13 protein-coding genes are annotated in these 13,222 nt (G+C 33.7%); 6 read left to right on the top strand and 7 right to left on the bottom strand.

The genetic code is table 11. From position 1 onward, the window contains the following. Nucleotides 1-193 precede the first annotated feature (193 nt). The 4 genes from ACZZZA_RS00165 to ACZZZA_RS00150 all read left to right on the top strand — a co-directional run bounded on the left by ACZZZA_RS00165 (nucleotide 194) and on the right by ACZZZA_RS00150 (nucleotide 5,350). A complete protein-coding gene (locus ACZZZA_RS00165) occupies nucleotides 194-1,207 on the top strand; it encodes a nucleoid-associated protein (protein WP_463429261.1) in 1,014 nt (337 codons plus the stop codon). 244 nt (nucleotides 1,208-1,451) lie between these two features. Beyond that, nucleotides 1,452-3,659: an ATP-binding protein gene (locus tag ACZZZA_RS00160; RefSeq protein ID WP_463429260.1), complete on the top strand. Its 2,208-nt coding sequence runs from the start codon at nucleotides 1,452-1,454 to the stop codon at nucleotides 3,657-3,659. Between the two features lie 9 nt (nucleotides 3,660-3,668). Then, the gene (locus ACZZZA_RS00155; RefSeq protein ID WP_463429259.1) at nucleotides 3,669-4,220 is read left to right on the top strand and encodes a biliverdin-producing heme oxygenase; all 552 of its coding nucleotides are present in this window, start codon (nucleotides 3,669-3,671) and stop codon (nucleotides 4,218-4,220) included. A 203-nt stretch (nucleotides 4,221-4,423) separates the two neighbouring features. After that, on the top strand, nucleotides 4,424-5,350 hold the full coding sequence (locus ACZZZA_RS00150) for a malate dehydrogenase (protein ID WP_463429258.1): 927 nt from the start codon (nucleotides 4,424-4,426) through the stop codon (nucleotides 5,348-5,350). A 71-nt stretch (nucleotides 5,351-5,421) separates the two neighbouring features. Here ACZZZA_RS00150 and ACZZZA_RS00145 read toward each other — a convergent pair whose 3' ends face one another. From ACZZZA_RS00145 to ACZZZA_RS00125, 5 genes are all read right to left on the bottom strand, one after another. After that, nucleotides 5,422-5,736, bottom strand: coding sequence for a hypothetical protein (locus ACZZZA_RS00145; protein ID WP_463429257.1), 315 nt, complete (start codon nucleotides 5,734-5,736; stop codon nucleotides 5,422-5,424). 108 nt (nucleotides 5,737-5,844) lie between these two features. Further along, nucleotides 5,845-6,234 (bottom strand): RidA family protein, encoded by a 390-nt coding sequence (locus ACZZZA_RS00140; protein WP_463429256.1) that lies wholly within the window; start codon nucleotides 6,232-6,234, stop codon nucleotides 5,845-5,847. Between the two features lie 78 nt (nucleotides 6,235-6,312). Then, entirely contained in the window at nucleotides 6,313-6,882 is a 570-nt protein-coding gene (locus ACZZZA_RS00135) for a Crp/Fnr family transcriptional regulator (RefSeq protein ID WP_463429255.1), read from the bottom strand. A gap of 30 nt (nucleotides 6,883-6,912) precedes the next feature. Further along, complete coding sequence (locus tag ACZZZA_RS00130; protein WP_463429254.1) at nucleotides 6,913-7,761, bottom strand: GLPGLI family protein; 849 nt, start codon at nucleotides 7,759-7,761, stop codon at nucleotides 6,913-6,915. 55 nt (nucleotides 7,762-7,816) lie between these two features. Beyond that, entirely contained in the window at nucleotides 7,817-8,725 is a 909-nt protein-coding gene (locus tag ACZZZA_RS00125) for an NAD(P)/FAD-dependent oxidoreductase (RefSeq protein ID WP_463429253.1), read from the bottom strand. 119 nt (nucleotides 8,726-8,844) lie between these two features. Here ACZZZA_RS00125 and ACZZZA_RS00120 point away from each other — a divergent pair, with 119 nt between their 5' ends. Continuing rightward, complete coding sequence (locus ACZZZA_RS00120; protein WP_463429252.1) at nucleotides 8,845-9,219, top strand: Fur family transcriptional regulator; 375 nt, start codon at nucleotides 8,845-8,847, stop codon at nucleotides 9,217-9,219. 20 nt (nucleotides 9,220-9,239) lie between these two features. Here ACZZZA_RS00120 and ACZZZA_RS00115 read toward each other — a convergent pair whose 3' ends face one another. Next, nucleotides 9,240-10,952 carry a S41 family peptidase gene (locus tag ACZZZA_RS00115; protein WP_463429251.1) on the bottom strand — a complete coding sequence of 571 codons (1,713 nt, stop codon included), beginning with the start codon at nucleotides 10,950-10,952 and terminating at the stop codon, nucleotides 9,240-9,242. A gap of 151 nt (nucleotides 10,953-11,103) precedes the next feature. Between ACZZZA_RS00115 and pafA the strand changes: the two genes are divergently transcribed. Next, nucleotides 11,104-12,747 (top strand): alkaline phosphatase PafA, encoded by a 1,644-nt coding sequence (pafA, locus tag ACZZZA_RS00110; RefSeq protein ID WP_463429250.1) that lies wholly within the window; start codon nucleotides 11,104-11,106, stop codon nucleotides 12,745-12,747. A 108-nt stretch (nucleotides 12,748-12,855) separates the two neighbouring features. Here the strand turns inward: pafA and ACZZZA_RS00105 are convergent, their stop codons facing one another. Further along, complete coding sequence (locus ACZZZA_RS00105; protein WP_463429249.1) at nucleotides 12,856-13,161, bottom strand: barstar family protein; 306 nt, start codon at nucleotides 13,159-13,161, stop codon at nucleotides 12,856-12,858. Nucleotides 13,162-13,222 lie beyond the last annotated feature (61 nt).

Raw genomic sequence — 13,222 nt, 5'->3', positions numbered from 1 at the left:
ATAATTCTTTATTAATGGGAGTTTTAAGGCTTTATTATAGAATTGTTTTATTTTGATTAGTTATTTTAAATCATTTATTGGTGATAAATTAATTATTCTCAAGTCAATTTATTTTTTGTGTTTAAAAGAAAAATTTATTTTTACTTTTTTAATGCGGAGATTAAATATATTTGCAGTCCACAAAAAATCAAAGATGTTTTCAAAAATTGTAGTACACAGAGTCGGAAATAAAATCAACGGAGAATCTCTTTTACTTTCTCAGGAAGAGCTTGAGTTGGATGAAGGAACTGTTGAATTGCTGGAGAATTATTTTCTAGGATCATTTAAAACCGAAGAAACCTACCAGTTTTACAGCGACTCTTACTTGGTGAATAATCCGGTGTACAGTTCTGTATCTGAAATTTTTGAAGACAAAGCTAAATTTTTCTTTGAATCTGAAAATCTCGCCAGGCATCTTTTTGAAGCTGCCGAAAATCCGAGAGTGCAGGGTGGCGAATTGTTCATTGTATATTTTGAGGACGATAGAGAAGGTGATGAAAAAGTGGATAAAATCGGAATTTTTAAAACCGAAAAAAGAGAATCTTTCCTGAAGATTTTCCCTAAAAATGAATCATTTGAGATCGATAAAGATCAGGGAATCAGTCTTTCAAAAATCGATAAAGCAGCACTGATCTACAATAGCAGTAAAGAAAGCGGGTACGTACTTTCGGTCGTTGATAACAATAAAAACGGCGATATGTACTATTGGTTTGAAGATTTCTTGAAAGTGAAACAGCGAGATGACGAATATTTCCACACTCAGGAAGCTTTAATGGTCTATAAAGATTACATTACGAAACAATTACCACAGGAATTTGAAGTTTCGAAGGCAGATCAAGCAGATTTTCTGAATCAGTCTATCAATTTTTTCAAAGAAAAAGAAGAATTTAAGCTGGATGAGTTTGCGGCTGAGGTTTTGAAAGACGAACATGTGATTGAAAGTTTTAATAATTTTAAAACAGATTATGAGCAGGAAATGCAGATCAATATTTCAGAAGAATTTCCGATCAGTGAAGCTGCAGTAAAAAAAACGCAGAGACATTTTAAAAGCATCATTAAATTAGATAAAAATTTTCATATCTATATTCACGGTGACCGAAAAATGCTTGAGCAGGGTCAGGATGAAAAAGGCAAATTCTATATGCTGTATTTTGATAAAGAAGTGTAATTTTCTTTAAACAAAAAATCTTAGATGAATTATAGCTGATTTAGATTTGCATAAAATACTTGTCGAAATCGTAAACATTATCATCAAAATTTAGCAATTATTTCATAATCTCCTGTTTAAAAAGTTAATTTAATATTAAATAATTGTAATTTTTATTAATTATTAATAGAAATTCCACAACTGATACCACAAAGTATTATTCGGATATAAAATTTGATTAACTTTGATTCTTTAAGTGTTATTTATGAATTTTGTTGAATGTCATGAAGAGCCCATTCATATACCGGGCTACATACAAAGTTTCGGATATCTGATTGGCATAGACGCAGAAACTCGTAACATTACTTTTTTCGGTGAAAATATTACCGATCTTTTTAAAACTGAAAATCCGGATCTTTTTTTCGGAAAAAAAATCACAGATTTCCCAGAATTATTTCAGGGAGTATTAAGTTCAGATATTTTTCAGTCTGTAGATACCTTAACCAGAAGGGAAAATGAAACGTATTTTGATAAAATCTTAATTGAAGATAAAGAATATCACTTTTCTGTTTATCGCAGTCAGAATCATATTTTTCTTGAGTTTGAAGAACTTTTAGAAAATCCTCACAAAAGAATTACCAATAAATACGATAATTTCTACATCATCGATAACGAGCAGGAAATTTGGGATCTGCTTCTGAATAGCCTTTTCAGTATCATCAATTACGACCGTGTCATTGTTTATAAATTCATGGAAGACGGTTCCGGTAAGGTGATTTCAGAAAAAACAAACAATAATTTAGAAAGTTATCTGGGTTTGCATTACCCGGAATCTGATATTCCTGTACAGGCGCGCGAACTTTACAAAAAGAAAAGAAAAAGAATTTTCAGCAATGTGTATTCGGAGCCTGTAAAAATACTCAGTAAAACACTGGATACTATTGATCTTACCTATTTGTCATCGAGAGCAATGTCGCCTATTCATGGGCAATACATCAAAAACTCCGGTGCTGCTTCAAGCTTCAGTGTATCTATTATTATTGATGATAAATTGTGGGGCTTGGTAGCTTGTCAGAATTCTGTGCCGAAACATATTGACCTGGAAGACCGTGTACAGGCAGGTATTTTTACCGTATTGGCATCCAATGCGTATTCATCTTTTAAGTCGAAAAAAGAATTAGAATATCGTTTAGACTTAAATATAAAAGCTTCGCATCTTAAGACCGAATTTTTAAAACACAATACTTTATTTGAATCACTGGTAGAAAATAAATCTGAAATCAGAAATCTTCCTGAAGCAGATGGTATAGCTGTGATATCTGAAAATTATGTGGTAACAGAAGGAGTTACACCGCAGCGCCATGTTGTACAAAAAATTGTAGATTGGGCATATCAGAACACGGAAGAAGCAGTTTTCATCAGCCGTAGTTTCCTTAAAGATTTTGGTGATGAGCTGGGTCTTGACGAAACAGCCGGCGGAGTGATTATTTATTTTGTTGAAAGAAGTAAAAGAGAGTTGCTGATTTGGTTCAGAAAAGAATTTAATGAACATATCAACTGGGCAGGAAACCCCGAAAAGAAAATCGAAGTTTTTTCTCAGAATGGTGAAGAAAAAAACATGGTTTCTCCAAGAACTTCATTTGAAGTTTTTAAAGAAAATATAAAAGGAAATTCTACAAGATGGAATTCCAGAAATGAAATTGCGGTGCAGACAATTCGTGACGTAATTTTAGAAACCTCTCACAAGCAATATATCACTATAAAAAGTCTGAATGAGCAGCTAAAAAAAGTGAATGAAGAGCTAGATAGCTTTTCTTACACCATTTCTCATGATTTGGGAACTCCGCTCACGGTAATGAAACTGAATGCTCAGATGTTGCTGAGAAGTCTTTCTGATACTTCAGATAAAAATAAACATAAATTGAGCTCTATCATTGATGAAATTGACGGTATGGCTGAGATGATGCAGGACGTACTTCAGCTGAGCCGTGCCAAGCACATCGAAATTGAACTTGAAAGTATAGAAACCCGCCAAACCATTGAGAAAATTACTGAAAATTCCAAAATGACTTTCAACAGCCCGGACAGTAATGTTATAATCAAAGATTGTCCGAGTGTTTTGGCTGATAAAACCTTGCTGCATCAGGTATTTCTAAACATTATCAACAATGCGGTGAAATATTCTTCAAAGCATGAAGAGCCTAAAGTAATTATTGAAGGAATCGAAAAAGAAGACAAAGTGATATACAGAATCACAGACAATGGTATCGGAATTCCTGAATCTGAAAAACACAGAATGTTTAAAATTTTCAGCAGGATGGATAACGCCAGACAATTCAAAGGAAACGGAATCGGTCTTTCAATCGTTCACCGAATCATGATCAGAATTGGAGGAAATGTAGCGTATGAAAGCAATAATGAAGGAACTTGTTTTATTTTAACGTTTCAAAACCCTAAATTTGTGAAAATTTAAATATAAATAATGGTATCTGAGTATCTAAAACAAAATACGGCTGAGTTTCATGATGCAGCAGAAAAACTATTTAGTTCTGATAAAATTTTCAACAAAACATTTACTCTTGCAGATTACAAAAAAATCATCAATACCAACTATTTGATGCTTCTTCACAGCGAAGACAAAATATTCAACAGACTTTCAGAGAGTTTTTCAGGAAAACTTCATTTAGACCAAAGAGTAAAACTTCCGTTAATCGAAAAAGATTTGGCAAGTCTGAAACTGAAAAATCAAACAGTTTCCCATCCACTAGAATTTGATAATACATACGAAGCTTTGGGAGCTATGTACGTTATTGAAGGTTCTACTTTGGGAGGAAATGTAATTGCAAAACAGCTTTCAAAAACAGAAGGTTTTGAAGATGTGACTTTCAATTTCTTTGGGTGTTATCAGGAAAATACAGGATCAATGTGGAAAAACTTTAAACAGTTTTTAGATAATGAAGTTAAAGAGAAAAACTATGATGAAGTGTTATCGGGAGCCAAAAAATTGTATACGTTTTTATTGAACGTCAATTAATTTTCTTAAATAATAATTAAATTCCCGAAAGATTGCGCAATTTTTCGGGAATTTGTACATTTGGGAGGCAAAAAAAAATTATAATTTAAAAAGTAACATTATGAAACTATAAAGTTCCATAATACCATTAAAAACAATAAATAAATATATTATGAATCTGTAAAGTTCCATAATACAAATAATAAACAATAAATAAATATATTATGAAAGTAACCGTAGTTGGTGCAGGTGCTGTAGGAGCAAGTTGTGCAGAATACATCGCAATGAAAGATTTCTGTTCAGAAGTAGTTTTAGTAGATATCAAAGAAGGTTTTGCTGAAGGAAAAGCAATGGATTTGATGCAGACTGCATCTTTGAACGGATTTGATACAAAAATTACAGGAACAACAGGAGATTACAGCAAAACAGCAGGTTCTCATGTAGCAGTAATTACTTCAGGTATCCCAAGAAAACCGGGGATGACAAGAGAAGAATTAATAGGTATCAACGCAGGAATCGTAAAAGAAGTTACTGAAAACTTAGTAAAAAATTCTCCTGAAGTAATCATCATCGTTGTTGCTAATCCAATGGATACAATGACCTATTTGGTACACAAAACTTCTGGTCTTCCTAAGCATAAAATCATCGGTATGGGTGGTGCTTTAGATTCTGCAAGATTCAAATACAGATTGGCTGAAGCTCTAGAAGCTCCAATCTCAGACGTAGACGGAATGGTAATCGCTGCTCACAGTGATACAGGAATGCTACCATTGTTGAGCAAAGCTACAAGAAACGGAGTTCCTGTAACTGAATTTCTTGATGAGGCTAAGCAAAGCTATGTCATCGAAGAAACTAAAGTTGGTGGTGCTACTCTAACTAAATTATTGGGTACTTCAGCTTGGTATGCACCGGGTGCAGCAGTTTCTGTAATGGTTCAGGCAATTGCTTGTGACCAGAAAAAAATGATCCCTTGTTCATTGATGCTGGACGGAGAATATGGCGAAAGCGATATCTGTTTAGGCGTTCCTGCAATCATTGGCAAAAATGGTGTTGAAAGCATCGTCAACATTTCTTTAACTGAAGAAGAGAAAGCTAAATTTGCTGAAGCTGCAAAAGCAGTAAGAGACGTAAATGGTGATTTGAAGTTTTAATTTTATTAAACTTTATATAAATGAAAACCGTCCCGAAATTTCGAGACGGTTTTTTATGTTTAAACCTTTTTTTATGAGATATGATTGGCTTTAATTCTTAGTTTTAAGAATATTGATAAAGTCTGAGTTGTAATAAAAGTGTAAAAAGGAATTGTAAATGCAGGATAATTTAAAGTTTCAACTGAAACATACATCAATCGACTTGCTACTGCAGCAATCATCAAAATAATACTCAATATCGAAATTGCTACATCATATTTGAATTTCATTATATTAAGAACAATACCAGTAATTCCTAAAAATGCAAATAGCTGATCGACATTTCCAAAGTCAAAAACAGTAAAACCTAACCAAAAAATAAATGGAATAGGTATCATTGATCCCATTAACATAATTAACGAATACGATATTAAGGAGAAAATTTTAATAAACTTTATCATTATCTGTCGAACTAAATTTTACATTGTCTTGCTTTAGACGATTCACATGAAAAATTACTTCACAACCGTCGCTTCCATTTCCACTTTCAACGTTTCAAACAATGTTTTGACTTCAATTACATTGCTTGCCTGTTGAATACCGTTTTTGGACATCCAGTTTTGCCAGATGTCGAAATTTTCGAAAAATGCGGGATGATCTGTTGTATAAACATTGAGTCTCACAATATTTTTAAGCTCAAAATCTGCCTGAGTAATCACTTTCTCCAGATTTTCAAATGTCTTTATCATCTGCGTTCTCATATCGGCATCACTTGTAACTCCGTCATCGTCAATAGCAGTTTGCCCGGAAACATAAAGCGTACTCTGAACATTGGTAACTTGCACAGCCTGTGCGTAATTTCTATCGTCCTGCCATTTCCAAGGATTGATGATTCTTTTTTCCATGTTGAAATATTTTAATTTAATTAATGGAGCAAAGTTCGGCAGATGAGATGATTGTATTGTGTGATGTGTGTCACAGATTTACTTTGAGTCAAGAAAAAGGCGGCTCAGAGTTTCTCGGGAAACGCCAAGATATAATGCTAATACAGTTTTAGGAATGCGTTGTAACAAAACGGGATAGAACTTAATGAATTGTTCATACCGTTCTTTTGCATTCATTGTCATTAATGATAATATTCTTCTTTGGCTCGAGATATGTCCGCCAACTGCTTTTTTAAGAAAGAAATCGGTCATTTTTGGAACTTCATTCAGTAGTTTTTGATATCCGTCAAATGAAAGTTTTAAAACAACAGTATTTTCCAGACATTGTAAGGATTGGGTAGCTTTACTTTGCGTGTAAAATGCTGCATAATCGCTTTCCCACCAATCTTCCATAGAAAATGAAATGATATGCTCTTTGGCCTCCCGGTCTGTGTAAAAAAGTTTTAAAAGTCCGGAAACAATAAAATACACATGCTCAACCTGATCATTTTCATTAATAATCATTTCACGTTTTTTAAAACGTTCTTCCGTGAAAAATGATTCAACAACCGAAAATTCTTCATCTGTTAATGAAATTGTTCTGTTAATATGGTCTTTGAGGACATTCATTTGGTTTGTTTTAATAATCATTTGTACTCATTATCGGTACAATTCAAGATCAAGAAAGTTATTGTTTTTAATTAAATTTTTCTTTGCCTTTTCTGTTCCTGATTTTCTGAATTTATTTGCATCTATTTCATTCCCGTTTTCGTCGTAGGATTTAAATTGAGTAATCTGTGGATTCATCAATAAAAACTGTTCGTTTGTGCTAATCGGATTTTTCCTGAAGTCATTCCATTTTTTATTAAACTGCTTCCTGTTTACCTCATAATTTTTCAGTAGATGAATGGGTTTGATAACGGAAGTGTCATCAGTAGTTTTATAATTGGCAATGAGTTTAAATGAGTGATGCTTTCTGGAATCTTCAATAGCCACGATTAAACCCGGAAGTTTCCGGAATAAATGCGGACCGTCCTGAAATGGTAATTCTGTTGTAAACCAAGCTGTCCATTCTCGTTTTCCAAACTGTAATACTGCTTTCTGACAATTGTAATTTTGTATTTTTTGAGTTTCATTGATGAGTTTCCAGTTTAAATCTGTTTCATCGGTTACTTTGTAAGATTCCATTTCAATGAATTCGGTAGAATAATTTTTGATATTATTTTTATTTTTCCACACGAACATTTTGATATTTCCGGGTGAAAGGTCTGTACCCACTTTTCCATTGTTTTTCTGCGAAGATTTTACAACTGCAGAATCTCTTTTAGCTTTCATTTCACTCAGAAATTCAGAATGATCTTTAAAAATTGTGAGACGCATATTTTCGGCTAAAACGCTGTCAACTTTTGTAGAATCAGGAACATATTTGTATTCATAGATAAATCTATGATTCTGCGCATTCAATTTTAAAAGAATAACGAGAAGTAGCATCGTGAAAATTTTATTCATGCAGATTTGATATATTAATCAAATCTACAAAATTGATTGAATACCCTGTCTTTTTTTAAAAACAATCCGTCACCAATTCCATATTCACCATCGCTCCGGCTACATTTCCGGTCATCACTGCATTAGAAACCGAGCGCATCATCGAAGCATTATCACCGCAAACAAAAAGACCGGGAATATTGGTTTTTTGAAACTGGTCGGTTTTGATATGACCAAATTCTGTAAATTCACAGCCCAAGTCTTTCGGAATATCAGAATGTTGCTGAAAAGGAAAAGCTCCGTAAACAGCTTCAAAATTGATTTCTTTTCCGTCATTAAACACCAGACTTTTTACATAACCATTTTCATGCTTTAGTTCTGAAATTTCATTTTCAATAATTTCAATCTGATTATTTTTAAGCTTTTCAAACTGTTCATCTGTAAATTCTGCTTTTCCTCTCGTCAGAATGGTGACATCTTGAGTTAAATTTTTAACAAGCGATGCAATATGCACTGCTCTGTCACCAATGGCGATAATTGCAGTCTTTTTATCTCGATATTCGTAACCATGACAGTACGGACAATGGATCAGTGATATTCCCCAAGATTCTTTAAAACCTTTTATATCAGGAATTTCATCTGCAATTCCTGTGGCAATAATCAGTTTTTTTGCACTAAATATTTCTCCGTTTTCAACAGTTATTTCAAATCTGTTATCAGTTTTTTGAGCTGAGGTTGCTTTACCACTATAGAATTCTATCGTTTCATATTCTTCAACCTGATTTTTAGCTAAATTTGAAATCTCGGCAGGAGAACTTCCATCCTGAGTCAGAAAATTGTGAGAATGCGGCGTTTGAATATTGCATGGCTTTCCATGGTCTATCACCAAAGTTTTTCGTAAAGATCTTCCCAACGCCATTGCCGCAGATAATCCGGCATAACTTCCGCCAATAATAATGACATCGAACAGCTTATTTTCATTCATAATTTTAAGTTTTGTTATTTAACAGGTAGATTAAAATCGATTTAAAGAAGAATTGTTTTAAATTATTTGCCAAAGTTAATACAAATTTCTATTATTGCAACATAATCGCATTAATAATAATGAAGAGAAGAAGTACCCCCGCAAAAGAAGCCGTATTATCACTGCTCTCCAGTACCGGAAAAGCAATGAGCCAGGATGCTATCGAAAAAAATATTGAATTAAATATGGATCGGGCAACGATTTATCGTGTCCTGAATCGCTTCTGCGAAGACGGAATTCTCCACAGAATTGTTGCCGAAGATGGTAAACAGTATTTTGCAGTCTGTATCAAATGTGAAGAAAAGAAATTGGCAGATCATCATTTTCATTTCAGATGTACCCATTGTCAGACTATCGAGTGTCTGCCGGTTCCTGTTCAGTTTTCCTTACCAAAAGGGTATCATGTGGAAAGTGTGAATTGTATTTTGACAGGGGTTTGTAAAGATTGTGTGTAAATTTTGAAAGCAGTTAATGTTTATTTGATTAACTCGAGAATTCTTTCAAACTCCAGATCTTTTTTATCTAAAATATCCTGATCTCTGTATTGAATGAGTTCATTGATTCTGATGCCTTTTTGTTGGGTTTGAGAATTGTCAGGATAAAAAATTCCGTTTCCTGTAAACTCTAAAAGGTATCCTCCCGGTAGATTTACTTTCACAAGATCTCCGTCTGCACCAGACGTTTGGTGACCAATCGTCAAAGATTGCGGAAATATTTTCTGCAAACTCATCGAATACCATTCGCTCGCACTTCGGGTATCAGGATTAACGAGAATGAAAACCTTGCCTTTGTAATGGTGAGTTGTTTTGCCGGCGATTGATGGAAAATAATCATCATCTTTATAAGCAAAAGTTCCGATGTTTTTTACATTGAGTTTGTAATATTTTCCGAAATAATTTTCGGCAGGTGAGAAGTATTTGTAAACATAATGATAGAAAAAGCCACCCCAATCAGGATAAGCTCTCATATCAAAAACAATCGCTTTTTTCTGTGATGCATTGCTCAGAATACTATCTATTTTAGCATCTATTTTGTCATCAGCAACATTATTGATAAACTTTAATGTCTCATTAGCTTTAAAGTAAGCAACATCATTATGCACCATCTCACGACTTTCTATTTTCTTAATTTTATCTTGAAGATAATTAACGATGACATCATATTTTTCTTTATCTGAGGGGCTGATCATGTCAACCTTTGTAGTAAATTTTTTTTTGCTTTTAGCAGATTCTACTTCAAAAGACTTTTGTTGAAGATCATCATTCCAAATCAGGTTATTTTCATATTTTGAAAGAAGATAAACCAGTTTCTCACGATTTGAAGTAGATAATAATTCTTCTTTTTCTTTGATGATTTTAGGAATACTTGTTCCGCCGATGGATATTATTCTGTCTCCAACATTGATTTGTGCAGTAGAGCAAATTTCCGGAAAAATAAGATGGGTCACCAGAATATGATCTTCAACAATCTGAAAATCAAAAGGTGCAAGATAATTTCCATGAAAAATATCTTTTCTGTAATTCAACTGTTTATAAAAGCTGAATGCATGACTGTCTTTAAATTTTGAAACCAGTTTTGCCAATATGATTTCAAAATCCTTTCTTGAATTGACCTTTGAGTTTTCATCCAAACAGTTTTCAAGAAAATCATCAAAACCTCGATCCATAATATATTTGTGGGGGAAAAGATAATCTACAATTCCCTGTATTTTTGCCAAAGTAAGCAAACGATATTCTAGCGGAAGGTTTTCAGTTTTAGGAAATATATATTCTTTTTCATCGCTAACCAATCTTTCTTTCGGAAGATTCTCAAAATTATATCGGTGTGTGTAAATCCCATTGAGCAAATCTTTATTTCCTATGCTTATTTTATTGTTTTTCTGATACCAGCTGGAATCCTGGTTCTTTGTAAGAATGTCTTTTGATGTTTCAATCGGAGCAGGTATTGTAAGGTTTTTATTTAAATTTTGTGATAATTTTCCAATTACCGAATTAAAATCATCTTTTGAGCTGATATTTTTTAGAGTAGTTAAAAATAAACTGTTGGCATTTACTTTTCCGCTTGCAACATCGGGATGGTAATATTTAATAAAATTCCATGTTTTGAAAAACATATATTGTTGTTCTTTCTGTGCAGAAAGGTTTTGCTGACAAAAGATAAGTATAAAAAATAATGTGATTTTTTTCATGGTGAAGTTTAGATTTGGCTAAGAAATGTAGAAATTATTATCAGAAAGAAATTTTGAGATTTTGCTAAAGACTAACTCCCAAATTTAAAGAAAATTTCACACACCAAAACTTTTAAAACCTGTAAATTTACCACTACAAAAAAGTTATTCAATGTTAAGGAAAATTACGATTGCAGCAGTCACTTTTGTCTCTTTAATGACTGTTAATGCTCAGAAAAATAAAAAATCACAATTAGAAAAACCAAAATTGGTCGTAGGTCTGGTAATAGATCAGATGAGATGGGATTATCTTTACAGATTTTATGACAAATACAGTCAGGATGGTTTTAAAAGAATGCTGAATCAAGGTTTTTCATTCAATAATGTGATGATTCCTTATGTTCCTACGGTTACTGCAATTGGTCATACTACAATTTACACCGGTTCGGTACCCTCGATTCACGGGATCGCAGGAAATGACTGGACTGATAAAGCAACCGGTAAAAATGTATACTGCACCGAAGATAGCGAAGTAAAAGGTGTCGGTACCAATGATAAAATTGGTGGTCACTCGCCAAAAAATCTTTGGAGTACCACGATCACTGATCAGTTGAGAATTGCAAGCAACTTTCAATCTAAAGTGGTTGGAGTTTCATTAAAAGACAGGGCTTCTATTTTACCTGCAGGTCACAATCCGAATGGCGCTTTCTGGTTTGATGAAAATACAGGAAATTTTGTGACGAGTTCTTATTATATGAACAGTCTGCCGAATTGGGTGAATCAATTTAATGATCAGAAATTAGCCGAAAAACTGGTTGCCAACGGTTGGAATACTTTATTGCCAATCAATCAGTATACCGAAAGCACAAGAGATGATGTGCCTTGGGAGAAACCTGTGGGAACAGCTAAGAATCCTACTTTTCCTTACAGCAATCTTGCGGCAGATTACGCTGTAAATAAAGGAGTTTTAAGAACAACACCTTTTGGAAACACGTATACTTTAAAATTTGCTGAAGCTGCTATTGACGGTTACCAACTCGGAGAAGATCAGGTTACGGATTTTCTTGCCATAAATATTGCTTCTACAGATTATGTAGGGCATTCTTATGGTCCCAATGCGATAGAAGTGGAAGATACATATCTGAGATTGGATATTGAATTAGCCAATTTCTTTAAAATTCTTGATAAAAAAGTAGGTGAAGGAAATTATCTTGTTTTTCTTTCTGCAGATCATGGCGGAGCGCATGCTGAAGGGTATATGAAAGAGAACAAAATGCTGACAGGATTTTTTGATGACGGTCTAGAAAAAAACCTAGGTACCGAACTTGAAACAAAATATGCAGCCAGTAAATTGATTTTAGGGATCGATAATTACCAAATTTATCTTGATCATCAATTGATCAAAGAGAAAAAGCTTGATGAAGCAGCAATCAAAAAAAGTATTATTGAAAACTTAAATAAAGATCCGCGTGTATTGTATGCAATAGATCTTAAAGAAGTTGGGAACGCACCAATTCCGGAACCCATTAAAACTCGTGTGATTAATGGTTATAACTGGCAACGAAGCGGAGATATTCAGATTGTTTCTCATGATGGGATGCTTCCGAACTATGCCAAAAAAGGAACCACACACAGCGTTTGGAATTCCTATGATGCGCACATTCCTTTAATATTTATGGGTTGGAAAGTTCCTCATGGGGAAAGCAATGCTTCCCATTTTATGACTGATATTGCACCTACGATCGCCCAGTTTTTGAGAATAGAAAATCCAAGTGGAAATATAGGACAACCTTTGATGGAAGTTTTAGGGAAATAACATCTTTGAACTTGGTAATAGTTTCGGGGCGCAGCTTTGCTGCGCCCCGAAACTATTTGTATGATCATTTTACTTGATAAATTTTAAACCTTTAAAATTTAAAAAGTTTTACTCAGGCGTTTCTTCTTCTTCCTCATCGTCATATTGTTCCAGATAATATGCGAAAGAAAAATCTTCCACTTCATCTTCTGTATCTTCCAATGTGGTGAGAAGATCTTCAAAAATTTCAAGCTGATCTACGCTCATATTAACAAATTCTAAATGAAGAGGCATTTCCAATTCTCCGGAAATTACGTCAGAAAGTGCATCCAGATTATCTCCAAAATATTCCGGGAGTTTGATTTTTTCTTTCAGTTGTGTATAAAAATCTTCGTAATCTCCCAGGTCTGCGAAATCGATGTATGTTGTGTTCATAGTTTTATTTAAATTTTTACTGTTCAAATGTAAGCGTTTTATTGTCATTGCGAGGAACGAA

The sequence above is a fragment of the Chryseobacterium sp. AC405b genome, assembly GCF_979258685.1.
Note: the sequence above shows the minus strand (reverse complement) of the source record. Positions and strands in the feature narration are given on the sequence as shown.

Excerpts from the sequence above, each read along its gene's own strand:
- ACZZZA_RS00165 (WP_463429261.1), top strand. The coding sequence starts at position 194 with ATGTTTTCAAAAATTGTAGTACACAGAGTCGGAAATAAAATCAACGGA.
- ACZZZA_RS00160 (WP_463429260.1), top strand. The coding sequence starts at position 1,452 with ATGAATTTTGTTGAATGTCATGAAGAGCCCATTCATATACCGGGCTAC.
- ACZZZA_RS00155 (WP_463429259.1), top strand. The coding sequence starts at position 3,669 with ATGGTATCTGAGTATCTAAAACAAAATACGGCTGAGTTTCATGATGCA.
- ACZZZA_RS00150 (WP_463429258.1), top strand. The coding sequence starts at position 4,424 with ATGAAAGTAACCGTAGTTGGTGCAGGTGCTGTAGGAGCAAGTTGTGCA.
- ACZZZA_RS00145 (WP_463429257.1), bottom strand. The coding sequence starts at position 5,736 with ATGGGATCAATGATACCTATTCCATTTATTTTTTGGTTAGGTTTTACT.
- ACZZZA_RS00140 (WP_463429256.1), bottom strand. The coding sequence starts at position 6,234 with ATGGAAAAAAGAATCATCAATCCTTGGAAATGGCAGGACGATAGAAAT.
- ACZZZA_RS00135 (WP_463429255.1), bottom strand. The coding sequence starts at position 6,882 with ATGAATGTCCTCAAAGACCATATTAACAGAACAATTTCATTAACAGAT.
- ACZZZA_RS00130 (WP_463429254.1), bottom strand. The coding sequence starts at position 7,761 with ATGAATAAAATTTTCACGATGCTACTTCTCGTTATTCTTTTAAAATTG.
- ACZZZA_RS00125 (WP_463429253.1), bottom strand. The coding sequence starts at position 8,725 with ATGAATGAAAATAAGCTGTTCGATGTCATTATTATTGGCGGAAGTTAT.
- ACZZZA_RS00120 (WP_463429252.1), top strand. The coding sequence starts at position 8,845 with ATGAAGAGAAGAAGTACCCCCGCAAAAGAAGCCGTATTATCACTGCTC.
- ACZZZA_RS00115 (WP_463429251.1), bottom strand. The coding sequence starts at position 10,952 with ATGAAAAAAATCACATTATTTTTTATACTTATCTTTTGTCAGCAAAAC.
- pafA (WP_463429250.1), top strand. The coding sequence starts at position 11,104 with ATGTTAAGGAAAATTACGATTGCAGCAGTCACTTTTGTCTCTTTAATG.
- ACZZZA_RS00105 (WP_463429249.1), bottom strand. The coding sequence starts at position 13,161 with ATGAACACAACATACATCGATTTCGCAGACCTGGGAGATTACGAAGAT.